This is a genomic window from Nonomuraea guangzhouensis, from assembly GCF_019396345.1.
Taxonomy (GTDB): domain Bacteria; phylum Actinomycetota; class Actinomycetes; order Streptosporangiales; family Streptosporangiaceae; genus Nonomuraea; species Nonomuraea guangzhouensis.
In genome coordinates this window covers 203,639-225,619 of the sequence record NZ_JAHKRM010000019.1, presented here as the reverse complement: position 1 = coordinate 225,619, position 21,981 = coordinate 203,639, and the positions used below count along the sequence as shown (strand labels likewise).

At 68.5% G+C, this 21,981-nt stretch carries 21 protein-coding genes; 11 read left to right on the top strand and 10 right to left on the bottom strand.

Annotated features, from left to right (window positions below; genetic code table 11):
• Positions 1-157: 157 nt before the first annotated feature.
• Both KME78_RS35770 and KME78_RS35765 read right to left on the bottom strand, forming a co-directional pair.
• Entirely contained in the window at positions 158-1,234 is a 1,077-nt protein-coding gene (locus tag KME78_RS35770; protein WP_219533857.1) for a trypsin-like serine peptidase, read from the bottom strand.
• 307 nt (positions 1,235-1,541) lie between these two features.
• A complete protein-coding gene (locus tag KME78_RS35765; protein WP_219533856.1) occupies positions 1,542-2,105 on the bottom strand; it encodes a trypsin-like serine peptidase in 564 nt (187 codons plus the stop codon).
• A 720-nt stretch (positions 2,106-2,825) separates the two neighbouring features.
• Here KME78_RS35765 and KME78_RS35760 point away from each other — a divergent pair.
• The 6 genes from KME78_RS35760 to KME78_RS35735 all read left to right on the top strand — a co-directional run bounded on the left by KME78_RS35760 (position 2,826) and on the right by KME78_RS35735 (position 7,886).
• Positions 2,826-4,265 carry a TLP1 C-terminal extension domain-containing protein gene (locus tag KME78_RS35760; protein ID WP_219533855.1) on the top strand — a complete coding sequence of 480 codons (1,440 nt, stop codon included), beginning with the start codon at positions 2,826-2,828 and terminating at the stop codon, positions 4,263-4,265.
• An 82-nt stretch (positions 4,266-4,347) separates the two neighbouring features.
• On the top strand, positions 4,348-4,632 hold the full coding sequence (locus KME78_RS35755; protein WP_219533854.1) for a DUF6364 family protein: 285 nt from the start codon (positions 4,348-4,350) through the stop codon (positions 4,630-4,632).
• Positions 4,619-5,047, top strand: coding sequence for a type II toxin-antitoxin system VapC family toxin (locus KME78_RS35750; RefSeq protein ID WP_219533853.1), 429 nt, complete (start codon positions 4,619-4,621; stop codon positions 5,045-5,047). Before KME78_RS35755 ends, KME78_RS35750 begins: the two co-directional genes overlap by 14 nt.
• A 45-nt stretch (positions 5,048-5,092) precedes the next feature.
• Entirely contained in the window at positions 5,093-5,986 is an 894-nt protein-coding gene (locus KME78_RS35745) for a hypothetical protein (RefSeq protein WP_219533852.1), read from the top strand.
• 9 nt (positions 5,987-5,995) lie between these two features.
• The gene (locus KME78_RS35740; protein WP_219533851.1) at positions 5,996-6,952 is read left to right on the top strand and encodes a zinc-binding dehydrogenase; all 957 of its coding nucleotides are present in this window, start codon (positions 5,996-5,998) and stop codon (positions 6,950-6,952) included.
• Between the two features lie 76 nt (positions 6,953-7,028).
• Positions 7,029-7,886: an oxygenase MpaB family protein gene (locus KME78_RS35735; RefSeq protein WP_219533850.1), complete on the top strand. Its 858-nt coding sequence runs from the start codon at positions 7,029-7,031 to the stop codon at positions 7,884-7,886.
• Positions 7,887-7,909: 23 nt separating this feature from the next.
• Here KME78_RS35735 and KME78_RS35730 read toward each other — a convergent pair whose 3' ends face one another.
• The 6 genes from KME78_RS35730 to KME78_RS35705 form a co-directional block, all read right to left on the bottom strand.
• The gene (locus KME78_RS35730; protein WP_219533849.1) at positions 7,910-8,650 is read right to left on the bottom strand and encodes a PadR family transcriptional regulator; all 741 of its coding nucleotides are present in this window, start codon (positions 8,648-8,650) and stop codon (positions 7,910-7,912) included.
• Positions 8,647-9,447 (bottom strand): DUF4097 family beta strand repeat-containing protein, encoded by an 801-nt coding sequence (locus tag KME78_RS35725; RefSeq protein WP_219533848.1) that lies wholly within the window; start codon positions 9,445-9,447, stop codon positions 8,647-8,649. The genes KME78_RS35730 and KME78_RS35725 overlap by 4 nt, the downstream gene beginning before the upstream one ends.
• Before the next feature lie 104 nt (positions 9,448-9,551).
• The gene (locus tag KME78_RS35720) at positions 9,552-9,728 is read right to left on the bottom strand and encodes a DUF6104 family protein (RefSeq protein WP_181308704.1); all 177 of its coding nucleotides are present in this window, start codon (positions 9,726-9,728) and stop codon (positions 9,552-9,554) included.
• An 11-nt stretch (positions 9,729-9,739) separates the two neighbouring features.
• Positions 9,740-11,056: a Fic family protein gene (locus tag KME78_RS35715; RefSeq protein ID WP_219533847.1), complete on the bottom strand. Its 1,317-nt coding sequence runs from the start codon at positions 11,054-11,056 to the stop codon at positions 9,740-9,742.
• Positions 11,057-11,167: 111 nt separating this feature from the next.
• The gene (locus tag KME78_RS35710; RefSeq protein WP_219533846.1) at positions 11,168-14,815 is read right to left on the bottom strand and encodes a multifunctional oxoglutarate decarboxylase/oxoglutarate dehydrogenase thiamine pyrophosphate-binding subunit/dihydrolipoyllysine-residue succinyltransferase subunit; all 3,648 of its coding nucleotides are present in this window, start codon (positions 14,813-14,815) and stop codon (positions 11,168-11,170) included.
• A gap of 204 nt (positions 14,816-15,019) precedes the next feature.
• On the bottom strand, positions 15,020-15,664 hold the full coding sequence (locus KME78_RS35705; RefSeq protein WP_219533845.1) for a B3/B4 domain-containing protein: 645 nt from the start codon (positions 15,662-15,664) through the stop codon (positions 15,020-15,022).
• Between the two features lie 75 nt (positions 15,665-15,739).
• Here KME78_RS35705 and KME78_RS35700 point away from each other — a divergent pair, with 75 nt between their 5' ends.
• Positions 15,740-16,312: a winged helix-turn-helix domain-containing protein gene (locus tag KME78_RS35700; protein ID WP_219533844.1), complete on the top strand. Its 573-nt coding sequence runs from the start codon at positions 15,740-15,742 to the stop codon at positions 16,310-16,312.
• A gap of 23 nt (positions 16,313-16,335) precedes the next feature.
• Positions 16,336-17,727, top strand: a complete 1,392-nt coding sequence (locus KME78_RS35695; protein ID WP_219533843.1) for an MFS transporter — start codon at positions 16,336-16,338, stop codon at positions 17,725-17,727.
• Between the two features lie 4 nt (positions 17,728-17,731).
• On the opposite strand, the gene KME78_RS35690 is transcribed toward KME78_RS35695, so the two are convergent.
• Positions 17,732-18,646: a hypothetical protein gene (locus tag KME78_RS35690; protein WP_219533917.1), complete on the bottom strand. Its 915-nt coding sequence runs from the start codon at positions 18,644-18,646 to the stop codon at positions 17,732-17,734.
• A 118-nt stretch (positions 18,647-18,764) separates the two neighbouring features.
• Between KME78_RS35690 and KME78_RS35685 the strand changes: the two genes are divergently transcribed.
• Both KME78_RS35685 and KME78_RS35680 read left to right on the top strand, forming a co-directional pair.
• The gene (locus KME78_RS35685) at positions 18,765-19,280 is read left to right on the top strand and encodes a SigE family RNA polymerase sigma factor (protein ID WP_308127260.1); all 516 of its coding nucleotides are present in this window, start codon (positions 18,765-18,767) and stop codon (positions 19,278-19,280) included.
• On the top strand, positions 19,267-20,025 hold the full coding sequence (locus KME78_RS35680; protein ID WP_219533841.1) for a hypothetical protein: 759 nt from the start codon (positions 19,267-19,269) through the stop codon (positions 20,023-20,025). Before KME78_RS35685 ends, KME78_RS35680 begins: the two co-directional genes overlap by 14 nt.
• Here the strand turns inward: KME78_RS35680 and KME78_RS35675 are convergent.
• The gene (locus KME78_RS35675; RefSeq protein ID WP_219533840.1) at positions 20,009-20,869 is read right to left on the bottom strand and encodes a glutathione S-transferase family protein; all 861 of its coding nucleotides are present in this window, start codon (positions 20,867-20,869) and stop codon (positions 20,009-20,011) included. The genes KME78_RS35680 and KME78_RS35675 overlap by 17 nt on opposite strands.
• 37 nt (positions 20,870-20,906) lie before the next feature.
• Between KME78_RS35675 and KME78_RS35670 the strand changes: the two genes are divergently transcribed.
• Complete coding sequence (locus KME78_RS35670; RefSeq protein ID WP_246652627.1) at positions 20,907-21,971, top strand: MBL fold metallo-hydrolase; 1,065 nt, start codon at positions 20,907-20,909, stop codon at positions 21,969-21,971.
• The last annotated feature ends 10 nt before the right edge of the window (positions 21,972-21,981 follow it).

The following is a 21,981-nucleotide window of genomic DNA, read 5'->3' as shown; positions in this document are numbered from 1 at the left end:
GCCCCAGATACAGCAAACGGACAGGCGGGAACCTATCGGTCTGACTCTGGTCCTGTGAATTACCTGTTGGCGCGGTCAAGCGCGACGATCATGCCCGTGACCATCCCGAGATCTGAAACCGGCTGATCACTCGGGGTGGCGATACGGTACGTGTAACTTACGTCACATTTTGCGGTGTTGTGAGCGCTGCGGCGCGTCGGTAGACGTCGCCGGTCGTGGTGTTGAAGGTGGGCGAGGACACCGCGTCGTAGCCGCCCTTGGCGTCTCTGTTCCAGGTCAGACTGTTGATCCCGTTGAGGTATCCGACCTTCTGGACGGGCTGGTAGTTGATCAGCCAGGGGCCGCCGCTGGCGCCGGCGCTGAACTCGCACGGCTGGAGCTGCACGCCGTACTGCAGGTCGAGACTGGGGGCCACGGTGCGTCTCGTGGTGCCCGAGCACGCCTTCAGCGTCTTGCCGTCGAACGGCCGGGTGCCGTCGGGCTGTGGGCCCGCCGGGTAGCCGAAGGCGGAGATCGAGATGGCCAGTCCCTTGCCGATCGTCAGGCCCTGCCCGCCGACGTTGTCCTGCAGGCGGCCGACGTCCTGCATCGCGAGCTGGCCGTTCTTCTCCACCCACTTGAAGCCGCGGTGCACGGTGACGAAGGCGTAGTCGAAGTCGTAGTCGCCCTTGCCCGGCCAGTCCTCGTGCATGCTGATCGCGGCGCCGACGTAGATGCCGTCAGGCGTCTCCCCGCCGGGACCCGGGTTGGGGACGAAGATCCAGTAATCGGCGGGCCTGGCCTGGCGCGAGTCGTACGCGCAGTGCCCGGCGGTGGCCACCACGCTGCGGTTCTTGGCCGCGACCGCGCTGGCCGAGCACCAGTACTCCTTGTCGCCGAAGCGGAAGAAGACCTTGCCCATGGTCTTGGCGGCCGTGCTGTTGCGCGGGAGGACAGGTGCGACGCTCAGCGGGCCCTGCGGGCGCTTCAGCGTGACGATCTGACTCGCCCCGGCCGCCGCCGTGGCGGTGGGCGAGGACTGCGAGGCCGGCGTGGCGGGGCTGTAGTTGTCGGCCTTCTTGAGCCGGTCGGGCTGCCAGTAGGCGGCGACCTTCTTCATGTCCGCCACCGTCTTGGCCAGCGTGACCGAGTAGACGCGGCTGTTGGCCGAGGCCGAGGCGGTCCCCACGAGGGCAGGCAGCAGCAGCAGCGCGCTGAGGGCAGCCGCTACCAGGTGCCGGACCCGGGGGATCATGGAAATGCCTTGCCTTTGGGGGTTAGTCGTTCTGGGGGTGTAACGATGGATTTTTCCAGATCACTCACTGTATTGCAGCACGGATGGCGATTCGTTATCAGATCAAGCGTGACTTGTACCTCATAAGGAGTGCGTCAAGGGCGCCATCCGGATTGCGGCCCCGATCTCATGTGAAGGTCGTTTCCGCACGTCACAGGCATAGTACATGACGCGACTTCGATGTCCACCCGGCTTTTCCCGAGTGCCTTTCTTGATCAGTGCACGAGTGCGAGAAGGCCCCGGCCGGAGGAGCGGCCGGGGCCCCTGCTTACGGCATGTTGCCGGTCCACCGGTTCGCGGCGGCCTTGTAGACCTTGTAGGTGTCCGTGTTGAAGTACGGCGACGAGACGTGGTCGTAGCGGTCGTTGCCGTCGGTGTCCCACGCGACGCTGTTGACGCCGATCAGGTATCCGGTGCGGGTCGAGCTCCTGTAGCTGTACAGGAGCGGTCCACCGCTGGCGCCGGCGGTGAAGGCGCACTTGAGGCCGATGTGCTCCTGCAGGTTGTACTTCCGGCGCGGCGGGCATCGGAGCCGTCCTGCCGTAGCACCACTTCGGCGGCCGTCGTTCTTCCGCGTCCACTGCCACTTGCCGTTGACCTTCTCCCACGTGACCTTGATGCCGTTGTAGACGTTGACGAACGCGTAGTCGTAGTCGTGGTCCTCCTTCACCACGAAGTCGTCATGCGCGTTGAACGTCTTGGCGGCGTAGATGCCGTAGGGCGCCTTGCCCTCCCAGGCGTTGTCGCCGTCCCAGTACGACGGGATGAAGATCCAGTTGTCGTAGAAGGCGTCCTTCCTGGTGTCGTAGACGCAGTGGGCCGAGGTGGCCACCAGGTTTGCGGTATTTGCCCTGTACGGAACTGGCCGAGCAGTGCCGCCAGCTCGCCGGTTTCGCCGGGTTCGATCCTGGCAGTGTGAAGAACACGCGTCCGACCGTGTTGGGTAGGTTGACCTGCTTGCTCTTGACGGGCTTGGTCTTCTCCCCGCCGATCGGGGGGATGGATCCGGGCGGGCCGTCGGGGGTGGAGTTGCCGCCCTTGACGCCGTTGGACCGGGCGTCGAGGTTCGTGTCGTGGTCGGCCGCCAGCTTGACGCGGTCGGGCGTCCAGAACCGGACCGCCTGCTCCGCGGGAGTGGTCGCGTTCTTGGACACGACGTCGGAGGGTGGGGTCGCGCCGGCGGCGGTGCCGCCGAACATCCCCGCGGCCAGGCCGATGGCCGGCAGACCGGCGAGCGGGATCGTGATGCGCCTTGCTCGGGAATACATGAAGCTCCTCTTGGTTCTCGGCGGCCCAGAGCAGGGTGCGGCGCCCCGATGGGCCAGGAAAACGCTCGGCACGCTAATGAATGGCGCGACCCGGCAGCCGCGAAGCGGTACGAAAAAGTCTGGCCCGGTCCCGTTCTGTTATGGAAATAACCAGACCGCATATATTCCGAGAAGGCATTTCCGCAGGTGGGAGTGCGTGTATATTTCCTCCGACATCACCGGTAACAGTGATTATCAAAAGCCACTACTTATCAACCGAATGTTATTCTGGTTAGATGGGTGGCATGGATCCACGCACCCCCTGTCTCATCGGCACGGCCCAGCGCACCGTTCGCGAGCAGCCGGGCCCGGAACCACTCGACCTGTGGGAGCACGTCGCGCGCGAGGCGGCTCGCGAGGCGCGGCTGCCGGTCGAGCGGCTCGACTCGATCCAGCTCGTCTACACCGACTCCTGGCAGTACGACTCCCCGGTCGGCCGGCTCGCCGACCGCCTGGGCGCCGCGCCCCGGCACCGGGCGTACTCCAGGGTCAGCGGTACGGCACCGCAGCTGCTCATCGGTGAGGCCGCGGGCAGGATCGCGGCGGGGGAGCTCGACTCGGCCCTGATCGCCGGCGCCGAGGCGCTGGCCACGCGCCGGGCCTACCGGCAGGCGGGCGAGCATGTGGCATGGAGCCATCCGGCCGACCCCAAGCCGCCCTACGGCTGGGACCGACCGCCGCACCCGGCGGAGCTGGCCCACGACCTGTTCCTGCCGCTCCACACCTACGCGATCATGGAGACCGCCCGCCGCGCGTCCCTCGGTATGTCGATAAATGAGGAAATGGTGGACCGGGGGCGGATGATGGCGCCGATGACCGAGGTCGCCGCCGCGAACCCACACGCCTGGCGGCGTACCCCCCGCACCCCGGAGGAACTGGCCACCGGCCACCGCTTCATCGGCTGGCCGTACACCCGCGACACCGTGGCCGTGGGGGAGGTCGACCAGGCCGCGGCCGTCGTCCTGGTGTCGGCCGGACTCGCCGACCGGCTCGGCGTACCGGACGACCAGCGGGTCTACCTGCGCGGATGGGCCTACGGCGAGGACACGTGGGAGGTGGCGGCCCGGCCCGCGCTCGGCGCCTCGCAGGCCATCGGGCGCACCGCCGAGGCCGCGTTCGCGCGGGCCGGGCTGGGCCTGGACGACATTCACGCGCTCGACCTCTACAGCTGCTTCGCGATCGCGCTGCGGCAGGCGTGCGACGCGATCAAGCTGGACCCGCTCGACCGGCGCGGCCTGACGGTCACCGGCGGCCTGCCGTACGCGGGCGGTCCCTCCAGCGACTACGTCCTGCACTCGACGGCCACCATGGCGGGGCTGCTGCGCGCCCAGCAGGGCCATGGGCTGGTGACGGGCGTCGGCATGCACCTGACCAAGCACACGTACGCGATCTGGTCCACGGACCCGGGCGGCACGCTGGGCGATGCGACGCCCGTCTTCACCGCCGATCCGGTGGAGATCGTCGCCCTGTACGACGGCCCCGCCACGGTGGCCGGCTACACGGTGGCGCATGGCCGCGACGGTGTCGCGGAGAAGGGCATCCTCGTCGTCGACCTGCCCGGCGGGGGCCGGGCCCATGCTCACGTGCTGGAGGAGGAACTCCTGGCGGACGCGATGTCCAGGGAACTGGTCGGCCGGCGGGTGCGGCTGGTGTCCGACGGGAAGGTCAATGTGGCGCGGTGGTGAGATTAAAAACTGTGCAAGGATTGTGATCGCGCGACTACTATCTGCTGTTGACATTTTTATGTCAGCGGCGGACGCTGGTGTCATGCGGAGGACCACGGTGCGGATCGACGACGCACTCCTCAACGAGGCCAAGGCGTACGCGGCACGAAACGGACGCAGTCTCACCTCGGTGATGGAGGATGCCTTGCGACAACTACTCAACCGCTCCACGGAGGCGGCCGAGCGGCCCCGAGTGGAGCTGATCACCTCCCGCGCGCGGCCGGGTTACCAGCCGGACGTCCAGCGAAGGCTCGATGCGGGCGAGAAGCTCGAGCACATCATGTACGACCTCGACTTCGAGCTGGAGGTGCCCGATGCTGCTCGCTGACACCAATGTTCTCGTCAACGCGTTCCGGCACGAGGTCCCCGACCAGAAGCGTTACCTGGCCTTCGTCGACGAGATGATCAATGGCGATTCGAGCTACGCGGTCAGCGACTTCGTCGTCAACGGCTTCATCCGGGTAGTGACCAACCGCAGGATCTACCTCGACCCCGATCCGCTCGACCGTGCTGTGGAGTTCGCGCAGTCCTACCGCAACCAGTCGCATGCCGTCCTGATCGACGGCAAGGACAGGCACTGGGAGATCTTCACCCGGCTGGGCAGCCAAAGGGGGGCGAAGGGGAACCTTGTCCCCGATACGTACCTCGCCGCACTGGCCATCGAGCACGGTTGTGAATTCGTGACCTGCGACGCCGATTTCGCCAAGTTCCAGGGCTTGCGCTGGCGGCACCCGCTCAACTGAACTGAGGGCGGATACGCCAGCCGCACTACTCGGCAGGGGATCACCGTGGTCGATCAGTTCGACGTCATCGAGGCAGGCCAGCGTGGCCGGCGTCGGTGGATCGGGATCGGGGTGGTGCTGGCGTTGCTGGCGATCTGCGTCGTCAGCCTGCTCGCGAGTCGCGACCCCGAGCCGGGGCAGGTGCCACTGCCGAGCGCCGTGCCGGTGCCCGGGCCCATCCGGTCGTTGACCAGGATCGAGGGCGCGCCCAATGTCGTACGCGCGCCGGCCAAGGTCAAGGGCGGCGACGAGGTCATCCCGGTGGTGTTCCCCGACGGGCGGCACGCGGATGTCCGCTACCCCGCCGTGCTGCGGCTCAACGAGCTGGGCGCGCGCCCGTTCGTGGGCGCCTGGGTGGCGGGTCACTATCGCGGGCTCTACGCCCCCTACGGCGGTGAGATGGAGATCTCCAGGGGCGGCCTGCCGATCAGGAACCTCACCCCGAACGTCACCCTCTGGCCGCGCCTGCCCGGCGGCGGACCGAACGGGCAGGTGCTGATGTTCGCGTTCGGCAAGTGGCGGCTGGCGATGAACGACCTGCCCGAGGGGCTGACCTTCGAGGAGCGACTGGCGGCGGCCAAGAGCCTGCGCGGGAAGGTCGGCAAGGACGGCTACCTCGTTCTGAGCGGCAGCGGAGACGCGATCCGCCTGGCGGAGCCCGGCGAGACGGCCCGGGGCGACCCGGTCGGGCCGCAGCTCTGGTTCGGTGGTGGCGTCGGCGACATGGTCGCGCTCATTCCCACCCCCGACTGCCAGAAGGCCGCAAGGACACCGTCGGCGGTCGACGGCCGTGGCCGGCCCGCCCAGGTCGTGTGCAGGGGTGACGTGCAGATCGCCGCCTCGGGCTCGCGTTATTTCATCGAGCACGCCATCGCCGGGATCCGGATCACGCTGAAGTAAGGTGCGGCCATGTTCGCCGTAACCGCCACACAGACCGATCCCGACAACCCTCTCGCCGGGCTGACGCTCGGCGAGCATCCGGAGCCGCAGGTCCCGGATGGCTGGACGACCGTCACGGTACGGGCGACCGCACTCAACCATCACGACCTGTGGACGCTCAAAGGCGTGGGCATCAGGCAGGACCGGCTGCCGATCGTGCTCGGCTGCGACGCGGCCGGAGTGGACGCCGACGGCAACGAGGTCATCGTGCACGCGGTGATCGGCTCCGGTGCCGACGAGACGCTCGACCCGAAGCGTTCGCTGCTGTCGGAGGTTCACGACGGCACGTTCGCCGAGCGGGTCGCCGTGCCGCGTCGCAACCTGGTGCCCAAGCCGGCCGCGCTCACCTTCGAGGAGGCCGCCTGCCTGCCCACGGCCTGGCTGACCGCTTACCGCATGCTGTTCGACAAGGCGGGTCTCGAGCCCGGCTCCACCGTGCTCGTGCAGGGGGCGGGCGGCGGGGTGGCCACCGCGCTGATCGCGCTCGGCCGGGCGGGTGGCTACCGGGTCTGGGCGACCAGCCGCTCGGCCGCCAAGCGGGAGCAGGCCGTGAAGCTCGGCGCCGACCAGGTCTTCGAGCCCGGCGCGCGGCTGCCCGAGCGGGTCGACGCCGTTATGGAGACCGTCGGCCAGGCCACCTGGGACCATTCGCTCAAGTCGCTCAAGCCCGGCGGGCGCATCGTGGTCTGCGGCGCCACCAGCGGCGCGGTCCCGCCCGCCGACCTGAACCGGGTGTTCTTCCTGCAGCTCTCGGTGATCGGCTCCACGATGGGCACGCGCGACCAGCTCCAGCGGCTGGCCGTGTTCCTGGAGCAGACCGGGCTGCGGCCGGTCATCGACAGGACGATGCCACTGTCGGACGCCCGTGACGGCTTCGCCGCCCTAGCCGATGGTGACATTTTCGGAAAAATCGTCTTTACCCGATGAATAAGTGAAGGGTTACTTATGTGCACTTGGGGTGATACAAAGAAGGTGAGGTTGTATCACCCCGGGAGGCACCGTCATGGACGTCGAGCCGTTCGCCCCAGGCTCGTTGCACTGGGAAACCGCCGGTGAATACCGCAACCTGCTCGTGGCGGGCAGCGCGCTGGTCCTCCAGACCATGCACCCGGCGGTGGGCGCGGCCGTCGCCGAGCACTCCGTGTACAAGCAGGACCCGTGGGGCCGGCTCAACCGCACGCTCGCCTCGATCCACACCTGGGTGTACGGCGGAGCCGACGGCCTGGCCGAGGGTGCGCGGCTGCGGGAGCTGCACAAGCCGATCAGCGGGGTGGACGAGCAGGGCAGGTGCTACCACGCGCTGAACGGTGCGGCCTGGGCCTGGGTGCACCTGTCGCTGTTCGAGCGCTTCGTCACCCTCAACCGCTACTTCGGCACCCCCTACACCGAAGACGGTGAACGCCGGCTCTACGCGGAGACCCGGCAGCTCGGCGCGATCCTGCGGGTGCCGGAGCGGGAGATGCCGCCGACCGTCGAGGAGTTCTGGTCCTACTTCGACGAGATGGTGGCCGATCGGCTGGAACCGCATCCGACGGCGCTCGACGTGCTCACCGTCATGCGGGGGACCCCGATGCCGCCCGGGCTGCCCCGGCCGCTGCGGCCGCTCTGGGCGCCGGTGGGCGCCGGGTCGGGGGAGGTCAACTACTTCGTGACCGTGGGGACGCTGCCGCCCGCCGTACGGGAGAAGCTGGATCTACCCTGGTCGGCGCGGGACGAGCGGCGGCTGCGGCACCTCGGGCGGGCGGTGGCGATGCTCGTCCCGCGGCTGCCGGAGCGGTTGAGGTATATGCCGATGCCCTATCACGCGCGGAAGGCCGCCCGGCGGCTGCGGGGCCTGGAACGGGCTCTTCGCTGGGCATAGCTGCCGGCCCCACCTGATCATGATCATGGCTTCAGGGAGTCGCGGATCTGCCGGGCGGCCTCGTCGAGCGTGGCGCGTACCTCGTCGATGGCCTTGCGGGTGAGCGGGGCGGCCGACGCCTCGCGGCGTACCTGGGCGACGAAGTCGGCCAGGCGCTCGCCCAGCTCGGCGTCCAGCTCGGCGCGGCTGGGCGATGCGCCGCCCAGCGTGCTCCAGACCTCGGACCAGATCCTGCGCCACTCGCCGCCGAGCCGCTCGCCGTGGTCCTGCCAGTGCGTGGCGTGCTCCATCCACTGGCGCTTCTGCTGCTCCTTGAGCCGCTTGAGGTTCTCCTTCTGCTGATCGCGCATGCGCTTGGGGTCGTCGACGGCGCCGGTGCGGACGTCCTTGGCCATCCTGGTGAGCTCGTCGCGCAGCGACTTGACCGTGTCGCGGACGTCCTCCTTCACCTCGCGCGCGATGTCGCGCACCGAGGCGGAGATCTCCTGCTCCAGGTCGTCGAGCTCGTCGAGGCGGGCGTTGAGCTCGTCGCGGCCCCTGTCGGTGATCGAGAACACCTTCTTGCCCTCGACCACCTCGTGCGTCACCAGCCCTTCCTCCTCCAGGCGGGCCAGGCGCGGGTAGATCGTGCCGGGGGAGGGCGAGTAAACGCCGAGGAAGCGGTCCTGCAGCAGGCGGATGACCTCGTAGCCGTGCCGCGGGCTCTCCTCCAGCAGCTTCAGCAGGTACAGCCGGAGCCGGCCGTGACCGAAGACAGGGCTCATCGCTTCTCTCCCTTGAGCAGCGTGACCTCGCCGGAGACCGTCGTCGCCGACACCGAGGCCATGCCGCCACCCAGCCGCCCGGACATCGACTTGGCACCTGGGCGGCTCGCGTCTGACAGGTTTTCGAATGTGCTGACCAGCCTGCCGGAGGTGGACCTCATGCTGACGTCCGCCTCCACGTTCTCGGGCAGCCTGACCAGGATGTCACCGGACACGCTGTGAAAGGTCACATATCCGGTCGGGCGCAGCTCCAAGTCGGCGGTGATCCGCCCGGACACGGTGTTGGCCCTGAGCCGGCGCGGCGTTCCGTCGGCGACTGTGAGCTCACCTGAGGCGCTCGTGAACGTCAGGTCGCCGTCCATCGCCCGGCACTCGACGTCGCCGGAGACGGTGGTGGCGCTCACGTCGCCGCTCACACCGTCGAGCACGATGTCCCCGGAGACGCTCCTGACCTGGGTCGTCTTCTCGAACCCGGCCACGACCGCCGAGGCGGAGACGACTCCGGTGTTGATGGTGCACCTCTTGGGCACCGTGAGCGTCAGGACGCTCTTGCGCCGGTCACGCCGCAGCCAGCCGAGTAACCCGTCCCAGGTGAGGTCCTTGTAGGCGACGCTCAACTCCCCGCTCTCCTCGTCGTAGGTCACGATCAGTGGCGCGGAGTCGATCTCGGCCACCTCCAGCGTCGGTGGCCCGTCGCTGGCCAGCACGTCCACCCGTCCGGCGACGATCCGCACGTCGAGCGCGGTCACTGAACCGAACGTGAGCTGCTCCGGCCCCTCGATCGCCCACTGCTGCATGATCCCCACCCCTTCTGCCGACACGTCTGCACATGAGACACGATATGTCGCGTCTGTCGAAAACTCAAGATGTATCGCGTCTGGCGGGTGATGGGTATGTCGCGTCAGTCGTCCTCGTCGTCGAGCCGGGCCAGCCAGGTGGCCAGGCGCTCGATCGGGGTCTCGAACTCGGGGTTCAGATCGACGAACTCACGCAGCCGCTCACCCAGCCACAGCAGGCTGACCTCTTCCTCGCCACGCCGCTCGACCAGCTCCTCGATCCCCCGGTCGGTGAAGTACATCGTGCTCCCATTCATTGATTGCGCAGCCGCGACGTCAGGTCGTCGGCTGGGATCCAGGCGTCGGCACGCCCACGTCTGACTTTAGTCAGGAGTCCGCGCTGCTCGAGATCGCGTAGGTCGGTCCGGGCCGTCTGCAGGACGACCTGGTGGCTGGCCGCATGACCGGCGACGGTGTACTCGGCCACGGGATGGCTGCCGGCATGCGTCAGCAGGGCGATCTGGCGGCCGTTGAACGCCCCGGTCCGCCCTCTGGCCAGACTCGCCCGCACCTCACGGGCCTGCTCGGCCTTCCTGCCGAGGTAGGCGTGGAGATCGTCGACGGCCCTTCTCAGCACGCCGAGCTGGCACAGGACGAAGTAGGTGAGGTCGTTCTCGTCCTGTTCGACGTGGAGGAAGCTGCGCCCGTAGCGGGCGGGGGCGTTCTTCAGGATGCGCGAGATGGAGATGAACTCGGTCAGCCAGTAGTCCTGATTGAGCATCGACCAGTAGAACAGGGCCCGCGCGGTCCTGCCGTTGCCGTCCTCGAACGGGTGGTCGTAGGCGAGCATGAAGTGCACGGCGATCGCCCTGATCACCGGCGGGATGTAGGCCGCCTGCGACACGCCGTTGGCGAAGTCGCAGAGCCGTCTCACCCGCTCGGGGAGCTGCTCGGCCGGCGGCGGCGTGTGGAGGACCTCGCCGTAGGTGTCGGCGACGACCACGCGCTCCTCGCCCGGGAGCTGGAAGCGCCCGGCCGCCGCCGGGTTGCGCAGGGTGCCTTCGGTGACGATCCGCTGGATCTCGCAGATCAGGGCGGGGGTGAGCGGTTCGTCGCGTAGCTCGCCGATCCGGCGCATGGCGACGTAGTTGTTACGGATCATGGTCTCGTCGACGGTCCGGGGTTTCCGGCCGCTGCGGAGCATGTCCTTGGCCACCAGGTAGGTGGTCGCCGCGCCTTCGAGCTGGCTGGAGGTGATGGCCTCCTCGATCAGCGAGCTGACCAGGTAGCGGTCGCGCGTCAGCGGGTCGGTGACCGGTTCGGGGATGCCGATGCGACCGCTCAGGTCCCGGTTGAGCGCCTCGACTCCACGAAGGACCTCATCCGGCAGCGCGTACGTGAACGACAGGCCGCCGGCGTCGACCAGCGGCAGGTCACGGCGCATGCCCAGCCGGGCCATCTTGAGTCCGAGCCACCACTGCTCGTGCGTGAGCCCCGCCGGCGGGGTGCGTCGCCGGACCTCGTCCCAGGGGAGGTAGCGCTCCGCCGAGTCGACCGCCGAGAGCAGCCAGAGACTGTCGGCCTCGAGCCAGAGCTTCCGCCAGGGAGGCGGGTCCTGTGGCCGCCGCATCGTTCCTGCCAAATTTAGTAGTTACTAGCAGCTAATTAGCTGCTAGTAACTGCCAATTTTAGCAGCGAGGCCCCCACCTGACGGCGGGGGCCTCGCTGGGTGATGCCTGATCTAGCCGAACAGCTCGCTCAAGATCTCCTCGAGCTCGTTGTCGTGCGTGGCGTGTGAGCCGGTCGCGGGTGAGCTGTTGGGGGTCCGCGAGACGCGGCGCAGCGCGCGGCCGCTCAGCAGGCCGGGGTCCTCGGCCAGCTTGAGCGTGAGGTATGGCCACGGCCCCATGTTGATCGGCTCGTCCTGTGCCCACACCAGCTCGGCCTGCGAGCCGTAGCGGGAGAGCTCGGCGGCGAGCTCCTCCACCGGGAACGGGTAGAGCCGCTCCAGACGGACCAGTGCGACGTCGTTACGGCCCGACTTCTCGCGCCGGTCGAGCAGGTCGTAGTAGATCTTGCCCGAGGAGAGCACGATCTTGGTGACCTGGCCCGGGTCCACCACGGTGTCGCCGAGGACCGGCTGGAAGGTGCCCGTGGTGAAGTCGGACGCCTTCGAGGTGGCCCGCTTGTGCCGCAGCAGCGACTTCGGGGTGAAGACGACCATCGGCTTGCATCGGCCCGACTCCACCTGCCACCTGAGCAGGTGGAAGTAGTTGGCCGGGGTGGAGGGCTGCGCGACCGTCATGTTGTCGAGCGCGCAGGTCTGCAGGAACCGTTCGATGCGGCCCGAGGAGTGGTCAGGACCCTGACCCTCCAGGCCGTGCGGCAGCAGCAGCACGACACCCGACTTCTGGCCCCACTTCTGCTCACCGGACGAGATGAACTCGTCGATGATCGTCTGGGCGCCGTTGACGAAGTCGCCGAACTGGGCCTCCCAGGCCACCAGGGCGTCGGGGCGCACGACGCTGTAGCCGTACTCGAAGCCCAGCGCCGCGAACTCGCTGAGCAGCGAGTCGTAGATGTAGAACTTCGTGGTGCCCTGGTTGAAGACCTTGAGCGGGGTGTGGTCCTCGCCGGTGACCCGGTCGACCAGCACCGCGTGGCGCTGGGTGAACGTGCCCCGCCGGGTGTCCTGGCCGACCACGCGGACCGGGTGGCCATCGATGAGCAGCGAGCCGAAGGCCAGCGTCTCACCCATGCTCCAGTCGATCGCGTCCTGCTCGACCGCCTGACCGCGACGCTGCAGCACCGGCGCCAGACGCGGGTGCGGCGTGAAGCCCTCAGGCAGGTTGAGCTGGGTGTCGACGATCCGCTTGAGCGTCTCGTCGGTGATCGCGGTCGGCGTCTCGTCGTGCGACCACTTGATCACCTCAGCGGGCGGCACCCGCATCGCACCGGCCTCCAGCGGCTTCTTCACCGCTTCACGGGTTTCGGTGAACGCCTGCTCCAGCTTGGCCTGGTAGTCGCGGAGCGCCTGCTCGGCCTCCTCCACCGTGATGTCTCCCCGGCCGATCAGCGCCTCGGTGTAGAGCTTACGAGTGGAGCGCTTGGCGTCGATCAGGTCGTACATCAGCGGCTGGGTGAAGGCGGGGTTGTCGCCCTCGTTGTGGCCGCGGCGGCGGTAGCAGATGAGGTCGATCACGACGTCCTTGCGGAACGTCTGGCGGTATTCGTAGGCCAGCTCGCCCACGCGGACCACGGCCTCGGGGTCGTCGCCGTTGACGTGGAAGATCGGCGCCTGGATCATCCGGGCCACGTCGGTCGCGTAGACGCTCGACCTTGACGAAGCCGGAGATGTCGTGAAGCCGACCTGGTTGTTGACCACCACGTGCACGGTGCCGCCGGTGCGGTAGCCGCGCAGCTGCGACAGGTTGAGCGTCTCGGCCACGACGCCCTGGCCGGCGAAGGCCGCGTCGCCGTGGATGAGCACCGGCAGGACCGTGAAGCCCTCCTCGCCGCGCTCCAGCAGGTCCTGCTTGGCCCGGACGACGCCTTCGAGCACCGGGTCGACCGCTTCCAGGTGGGACGGGTTGGCCACCACGGAGGCGGTGATCGTCTTGCCGCTGGGAGCGGTGAACGCGCCCGACGCGCCCAGGTGGTATTTCACGTCACCCGAGCCGTGCGCGGTGCGCGGGTCGATGTTGCCCTCGAACTCGCCGAAGATCTGCCCGTAGGACTTGCCGACGATGTTGGCGAGCACGTTGAGCCGGCCGCGGTGGGCCATGCCGATGACGACCTCGTCGAGGTCCTCGTCGGCCGCGTCGCTGATCACCGAGTCGAGCAGCGGGATCAGGGACTCGCCGCCCTCCAGCGAGAAGCGCTTCTGCCCGACGAACTTCGTCTGCAGGAACGTCTCGAAGGCCTCGGCCGTGTTGAGCCTGCTCAGGATGTTGAGCTGCTCGTCACGGGCCGGGGAGGCGTGCGGCTTCTCGACCCGCGCCTGGATCCAGGCCCGCTCCTCGGGGTTCTGGATGTGCATGTACTCGATGCCTACCGTGCGGCAGTAGGAGTCGCGTAGCACGCCCAGGATCTCGCGGAGCTTCATCAGCGGCCGGCCGCCGAAGCCGCCGGTGGCGAACTCGCGCTCCAGGTCCCACAGCGTCAGGCCGTGCGACTGGATGTCGAGGTCGGGGTGCTTGCGCTGCTTGTACTCCAGCGGGTCGGTCTCGGCCATCAGGTGGCCGCGTACGCGGTAGGCGTGGATCAGCTCGATCACCCGAGCGGACTTGGCCACGTCGTCGTCGTGCGAGGTCGAGATGTCCTGGACCCAGCGGACCGGCTCGTAGGGGATCCGCAGCGCCTCGAAGATCTCGTCGTAGAAGCCGTCCTCGCCGAGCAGCTGCCGGTGGATCGTGCGCAGGAAGTCGCCCGACTGGGCGCCCTGGATGATCCGGTGGTCATAGGTGCTGGTCAGCGTCATGACCTTGGAGACGGCCAGTCGCGAGAGCGTGTCGGGTGAGGCGCCCTGGTATTCGGCCGGGTATTCCATCGCGCCGACGCCGATGATCGTGCCCTGGCCGGGCATCAGTCGCGGCACCGAGTGGACGGTGCCGATGGTGCCGGGGTTGGTCAGCGAGATCGTGGTGCCGGTGAAGTCGTCGACCCCGAGCTTGCCGGAGCGAGCCTTGCGGACGACCTCCTCATAGGCCATCCAGAACTGCCGGAAGTCCATGTCCTCGGCGCCCTTGATGGAAGGCACCAGGAGCTGTCGCTCGCCGTTGCTCTTCTGGACGTCGATGGCCAGGCCGAGACCCACGTGCTCCGGCTTGACCAGGGTCGGCTTGCCGTCGACCTCGGTGTAGGAGAAGTTCATCTCCGGCATGGCCCGCAGCGCCTTGACGACGGCATAGCCGATCAGGTGCGTGAAGGAGACCTTGCCGCCGCGACCCCGCTTGAGGTGATTGTTGATCACGATGCGGTTGTCGATGAGCAGCTTGGCCGGGATGGCCCGGACGCTGGTCGCGCTCGGGATGGCGAGCGAGGCGTCCATGTTGGCGGCGGTGCGTGCGGCGGCACCGCGCAGTTTGACCTCCTCGGCACCCGCGGGCACCGGGGCCGCGGGCTGCTTCGGCTTGGCAACGGGGACCGGAGCTGTCGGCGCAGCCTTCGCAGGAGCCGCCGGAGAGGGGGCGGTCACAGTGCCGTTCCCCGCCTCCTTGGCGGGCATTCTGCCCGGTCCGTAGTCAGGGTTGTAGTCAGCGAAGAAGTTCCACCAAGCCTTGTCAACAGACTCTGGATCTTGGAGGTACTTCTGGTACAGCTCGTCGACAAGCCACTCGTTCTGTCCAAAGCTTGCCAGCGGGTTTGTCCGCGACGACTCAGACGACACGGCGGAAATCGCCCTCTTCCGCAGATCGGCGTTGATGTTAGAGAACCTGTCCAAGGTTACTCGTCTTGCTCGGTGACGCGCGCAGGAGAGGCCATGCTGCCTCGTCTGATCCTCCCAGGAGAGTCCGAAGAGGTCACGACCCCCTAGTCAATCCAGGTGGTCCCACAATTATCACCGTTTGGTATCAACAGTGAGGCGGTAGGTTTATTTACCGTCAGATACCACTCTTGTGGTGATCCGCACCTCAGGGGACAGCTCGGTCAGCAGGTCCGCCAGCTCCTCGCCCGCCTCCTTGAGCTCCTCCAGGGACATCGGCTCCAGCCGCTCCAGGAGGAAGATCGCGTTGGTGGTCTCCTCGGTGAGCCGGGTGCGCGCCCCCTGGCGCCAGTTCCACCGGCGGCAGGTGACGCCGAGGTCGTCGCGCCAGATCACCTCGCCGGGCTCCGGCTGCCCGAGCGCCTCTTCCGACTCCTCGCCACCGCCGGCCCTGAGCAGCCGCGCCGGGCCTACATAGCGGTCGAGGTCCTCGCCGCCGATCGGCAGCGCGTGCTTCACACTGATCGAGTTGTACGCGTCCACGGCCTGGTTGATCTCCGGCAGCGGAAGCCTGCGGGTCAGGGCGTCGACGGAGGGCCTGGTCTTCTGCGGCTTGGCGCCGAACGCACGGTAGGCGTCCTTCCACGCGTCGATCTTCTCGGTCTGTACGGGCTGCTCCGCGGCCTCCGCGAGCCAGGCGCGGGAACGGTCGTCGGTCGGCCCGTTGCGCAGGTCGTACGCCGTCATGACCAGCACCGCGAAGTCGGGACGCAGGGCGAAGACCGCCTCGTCCACCCAGATGTCGTCAAGCATGCGTCCCAGCTTATTCGCCTCGGGAGATCGCAAAATTCCCTTTGCAAAATTGTCTTTGGGATCTACTCTTCGGATATGGAAGAGAGGTTCAAGATCAGCGATCCTCGGGTGCTCAAGGTGGTGGCGCACCCCCTGCGGGTGCGGCTGCTCGGCCTCCTGCGCGCCCACGGGCCCGCGACGGCCAGCGAGCTGGGGCGCGAGGTGGGGGAGAGCTCCGGCTCGACCAGCTATCACCTGCGCGAGCTGGCCAAGTACGGCTTCATCGAGGAGGACCCGGAGCGCCGCGACGGCCGGGAACGCCGCTGGCGGGCCCGCCACCGCTACACCTCCTGGGACAACCTGGAGATGGCGGCCACGCCCGAGGGACAGGAGGCCGTCCGGATCATGCAGCTGCGCCAGTTGGAGGCGTTGGGGCGGGCGTTCGAGGCGTTCGAGGCGGGGGAGTGGCCCGCTGAGCTGGTCGAGGTCTCCGGGATGAGCGACCATCTGGTCCGGCTGCCGGCGACGGCCGTCCGTGAGTTCAGTGAGCGCGTCGACGAGCTGGTGCGGGAGCTTGCCGACCGGTACGCGGACGACCCCGGCGCCGTGCCGATGAGCGTCTGGTCGGCGGTCTTCCCGCGCGCGCCGCAGGAAGGGCGGGAGAGCTGATGTCAGGTAGGGGTGACAGGCCGATGACGCCCCGGTCCGCGCTGCGCCGTTACCTGCTGGTCAGTTTCCTGACCTGGCTGCCGATTGGCCTGACGATGTCCGTCACGGTGCTGCTGATGACCGAGAGGGGTCTCAGCCTGGCCCAGGTCGGGCTCGCCACCATGGTGTTCTCAATGGTCACCCTCGGCCTCGAACTGCCCACCGGCGGCCTGGCCGACGTGATCGGCCGCCGGACGGTCCTGGCGATCTCGGCCGCGTTCAACGTCGTCTCGCTCGCGCTGATGGCGGTGTCGACCACGTTCTGGATGTTCCTGGCCACCTGGGTGCTCAAGGCCGTCGCCCGCGCCCTGTCCAGCGGCCCCGCCACCGCCTGGTACGTCGACACGCTGCACGACCTCGAAGGCCCGGGCGCCGACCTCAAGCCGGGGTTGGCACGCGGCGGCGCGATGGAGTCGGTGGCGCTGTGCCTGGGCGCCCTGGTGGGCGGGTTCGTCCCGGTCGTGGTGCCGCCTGGGGTGATGACGCCTCTCGCGGTGCCGCCGCTGATGGGCGCGACGGCCGGGCTCGTGCTCCTGGTGTCGGTGCTTTTCGCACTCCCCGAGCCATCGCGCGCTCATCAGCCAGCTGGGGCCTGGTCATTAGCACGGGTGTTCCGGGACGTGCCCGTAACCGTGGCGGGCGGGGTGCGGCTGGTGGCGGGGGCCGCCGTGCTGCGCCGCCTGATGCTGGCCGCCGCCTCTTCGGGCGTCGCGCTGGCCGCCGTCGAACTGCTCACCCCCGGCCGGTTGGCGGCGCTGGCGGGTACGGCGGAGCTGGGCAGCACCGGTTACGCCGTCGTGGCGGCGCTCGGGTTCGCGGGCAGCGCGGTGGGCAGCGCGACAGCGCCCCGGGTGGCCTGGTTGACGGGCGGTTCGGTGCGTGGCGCGGTCGCGGGCGCCGTCCTGACCGCGCTGGCCATCGCCGCCCTGGCCGCCACGGCCGGTGTGGACGGGGCACCCGGTTTCGCGGCCACCGGGCTGGCCTATGTCGTCATGTTCTCGGGGCTGTCGATGACGGGGCTCCTGTGCTTGGAGATGACACACAAGGCCGTCACGGCCGCCCAGCGCACGACGGTGACCTCGACGAGCTCCCTGTCACTGCAGGCGGGGGCGGGGCTGTCCAATGTGATGTTCGGCACACTGGCCACCCACGCCGGTCTCTCGGCCACCTGGTCGCTCGCCGCCGCGGTGGTGCTGGCCTCGGCGCTGCTGTTCGTCCGCATGCCCCCGCTGACCGAACCCCACCGGCTCACGAATGGGGGCGCTCCGGTCAAGGATGCGCACGTCACGGCGCCCAGCCCCGTGAACCGGGGGAGCGTTCCCCTGGAGGGAGACCAGCCCCGCACGGAGGGTGGGGCTGGCCCATGCCGGCCGTAAGACATCAGGGGAGAGCGGGCACCGAGGGAGCAGCGTCGGTCCAGCCGGCCTGGAACAGGGTCTTGGTGTAGGTCTTGTTCGGGAAGGGCTTGCCGTTGAGTGTGGTCGTCTGGTTCTGGGCCAGCAGCACCATCTCGTCCGGGTCGACGATCAGCTCGGTTACGACCGAGTCCTCGTCGATGGAGACCTTCACGCCGGTCCTGCCCAGGCTGTCCTTGGCCGTCCCCAGGGAGCGGACGCCGGGCATCGTCAGCAACGCCTGGTAAGCAGCGGTGCGAACCTCCTTCGGCGCGGGAAGGTCGCTCAGCAGAGTGGGCAGCGCCCCTCTCACGTTCTCCTCGACCCGATCCTCCGGAACCCTTGAGACCCGCGCGGCCTTCCCGAGCCAGGTCTTCAGCCCGCTCGGGTCCGCGGGCAGCTTCTGGACCTCCTCGAACGTCAGCTGCTGCCCGTCCAGGAAGAACGTGCCCGGCCCCTTCACGGCGCGGACGCGGCCCTTGTCCGGCTTGGTGGACAGGTCCACGGTCCTGCCGTCAGCCGTGCGGCTCCACTTGGCCGGCGAGCCGTCGCGGCGCCAGGCCTTCTCGTCGGCCGCGCTCTTCGGACGTGTCCCCAGCGTCCGGAACCCGATCCAGGCCTTTCCATCGCGCGAGGTCCACAACTCGTCGAGTCGCTGCTCCTCCACCCAGTAGCGGTTCGAGCCGCTCCCGAGCTGCCGGGGATGGGTGGTCTTCCACAGCGTCCTCGTATGCCAGTAAGCGCCTTCCGCCGGAGTTGTCACCGTGGCGGTGAGCCGCAGGTCCGGCGCGTCCAGGAGGCCGGGCGCGGCCGGCGGGCTCAGCAGAGCGATGGCGCTCACCGCGGTCAGTCCGGTCCCGACGGCGATCATCGCCCGGATCGGGGTGGTCACGAGTTTCATCACGCCTCCCTATACGCCTGGGCGAGCCGCGGGGTTGCCTGTGAGACAGCGCTTCGGCGCGAGGCAACGCCTGGCGCGGCCCAGGCGTATTAGGAGGCGTGAAATCGGACGGACAGGCGTGAGCGGCGCCGAGGAACAGGAATTCGCCGCGTTCGTGGCCGCACGCGGCACGAGCCTGCTGCGGGTCGCCTACCTCACCTGCGGCAACGAGGCTGAGGCGGAAGACCTGCTGCAGACGGCGCTGGAACGCACATACCGAAACTGGGACCGGGTGCGGTACGCCAACCCCGAGCCCTACATCCGCCGGGTGATCGTCAACACCGCCATCAGCCGGGCCCGGCGCCGGGCGATCCTGCACATCATCCCGGTGCACACCCCGCCGGAGTCGGCGGCGCCGGAGACCGACATCGACCTGCGCCGACTGCTCATGGACGCCCTGCGCGCCCTGCCTCCCCGGCAGCGCGCGGTGATCGTCCTGCGGTACTGGGAGGACCTCGGCGAGACGCAGACGGCCGAGATCCTCGGCTGCTCGGTGGGCACGGTGAAAAGTCAGGCGTCGAAGGCGATGGCCAAGCTCCGTACGGCGCTCGGCGACGGAACAGTGGAAGGAGTGATCAGGAATGTCCACGCTTGAGGACCACCTTCGCCAGATCATGGCGGACGAGACCGCGACGTTGCGGGCCGCGCCCGACCTCGTGGACCGGGTGATCCGGTCCGGCCGGAGGAGGAAGCACCGGGTCAGGTTCGCCGCCCTGGCCACGTCGGTGGCCGTCGCCGCTGCCGTGGTGCCCGCCTACCTGGTCCTCGGCCCGAGCTCCGTGGCTGTGCAGGGGCCGGCACCCGGCCCCGGCGACCCTGCCGTGGCCTCGGAGACGTCGCAGCCGGACGTCCCCGCCATCGACGACACCCCACCCCTCCCGTCCCCGACCCGCGATCTCGGGGACCTGGGCGACGGAAGGGCCTTCGGGCGCGTCAAGGTGGGTTACCTGCCCGATGGGCTGCAGTGGGGCCACTGGTCTCTGGACCACGGTGACAGTTACACGACCTCATGGAACTACGACGGTGACAAGCACGGTTTCTACTGCGTCCAGATCTTCGTGTACGAAGGCCAGGCCGTCCAGGAGGTCGATGAACGCACACAGGACTACCGCGACGAGAAGAAGGGCGAAGAGGTGGCCATCGGCGACCGGACCGGCTACCTGATCGTGCAATGGGTCGGCGAGGACGGTGGGAAGGGAACCCCGACTCTCTTCCTGAACATGGGCGAGGGGCGGCGGGCCGAGGTGATGATCAGCCCGCTCTATGCCAAGAAGCTCGGGGCCGCCAAGACGACCCGCGAGCTGAAGAAGATCGCCGAAGGGCTCACGGCCGCCGACTGAGATCAGGCTCGTTCCAGTCGAGCAGCGGGCCCACCGGGACGATCTGGCTGGGGTTGATGTTCGTCTGCGTGACGTAGTAGTGGCGTTTGATGTGGTCGAAGTCCGTGGTCTCGGCGAAGGCCGGGATCGCGTACAGCCTCCGCGCGTACGCCCACAGCGCCGGATAGTCGCTCAGCCGCCTGATCGAGCACTTGAAATGCCCGTAGTACACCGCGTCGAACCTGGCCAGGGTGGTGTACAGGCGGACGTCGCTCTCGGTCAGCGTGTCGAACAGGTACGCCGACCCTGCCAGCCGGGCCTCCAGGAAGTCGAGGGTGGCGAAGACCCGCGACACCGCCTCCTCGTACGCCCCCTGGTCACGGGCGAACCCCGCCTCATAGACGGCGTTGTTGAGCCCGTGGTAGAGCCGGTCGTTCATCGCGTCGATGTCGGCTCTGAGGTGCTGCGGATAGAGGTCGGGGGAGGTGGACCACGTCATTTCAAGATCTAGCGTGATCTGGGGGAAGTCGTTGGTGACGATGCGCTTGTCCACGGTGTCCCAGACGCAGGGGACGGTGTAGCGGCCCGCGTATTCGGGATCGGTGGCCAGGTACAACTCCGACAGATACTCGCCGCCGGGCACCCGCCAGCCCTTCTCGTCGCGGATCGGGTCCACGATCGTCACGTCCAGCAGGTCCTCCAGCCCGAGGAGCTTGCGGACGATCAGCACCCGCTGCGCCCACGGGCAGGCATAGGAGGCGTAGAGCCGGTAGCGGCCCGGCTCCGGCGGGCCCAGGCGGTCGGTGAAACGGTTCGGCTGCCGGACAAAGCGCCCGTCACCGGCGATTTCTCGTGCCAGCTTCATCTCTTCAGTAGAACATGGTTCGGGCACAATGCTCTGCATGGCGAAGTTCGTGGTGACTCCATCCAGCGAGACCCAGCGCGCGGCGTGGCTCGGCGGAACGATTCCCGAGGTCGAGCGGGTGCGGCCCGGACTGTGGTCGGTCCCGGTGCCGATCCCGGTGAACCCCCTGCGTTACGTGCTGGTCTACGTGCTGGAACTGCCGGACGGGGTCGCCATCGTCGATGCCGGATGGAACACCGACGAGGCCTACGAGGCGCTCGTCGCGGGACTGCGGGTCGCCGGGTACGCGATCACCGATGTCAAGGGCGTCCTGGTCACCCACATCCACCCCGATCACTACGGCCTGGCGGGGCGGGTCCGGGAGATGTCGGGCGCGTGGATCGCCCTGCACCCCGCCGACGCGCGCCTGGTCCACGAGCGGTATGACGACAGCGCCATCGACTCGCTGGTCCAGCGCGAACGGGCGCTGCTCGTCCGGTCGGGGGTGCCCGAGCTGACCCTGGACGAGCTGGCCGGCGCCTCGATGATGATCAGGCACATGGTGTCGATGGCCAAGCCCGACCGGCTGGTCGAGGACGGAGACCGGCTGGACCTGCCCGGCTGGGACCTGCGAGCCGTCTGGACTCCCGGGCACTCGCCCGGCCATCTCTGCTTCGTGTCGCCGTCCAGGAAGCTGCTGTTCTCCGGCGATCACGTGCTGGCCAAGATCACGCCGATGGTGGCCGTGCACCCGCAGTCCGCGCCCAACCCGCTGGCCGACTACCTCGACGCGCTGGCCGCCGTACGGAAGCTGGACGTGGAGGAGGTGCTGCCCGCGCACGAGTACCGCTTCCTCGAACTGGCCGAACGGGTCGACTACGTGATCGCGCATCACGAGGAGCGGCTGGGGGAGATCGAGCGGGCGATCGGGGCCGCCTCCGGCGGGATCTGCTGCTGGGACATCGCGACCGGCCTGACGTGGGCGCGGCCCTGGGAGACGATCCCGCCGTTCATGCGCCGGGCGGCCAACAACGAGACGCTGGCGCACCTGGTGTGGCTGGAGTCGCGGGGGCGGGCGCGGCACGTTCCGGGCGAACCGGACCTGTGGTTCGCGGGCGCCTGACCTGCGGCCT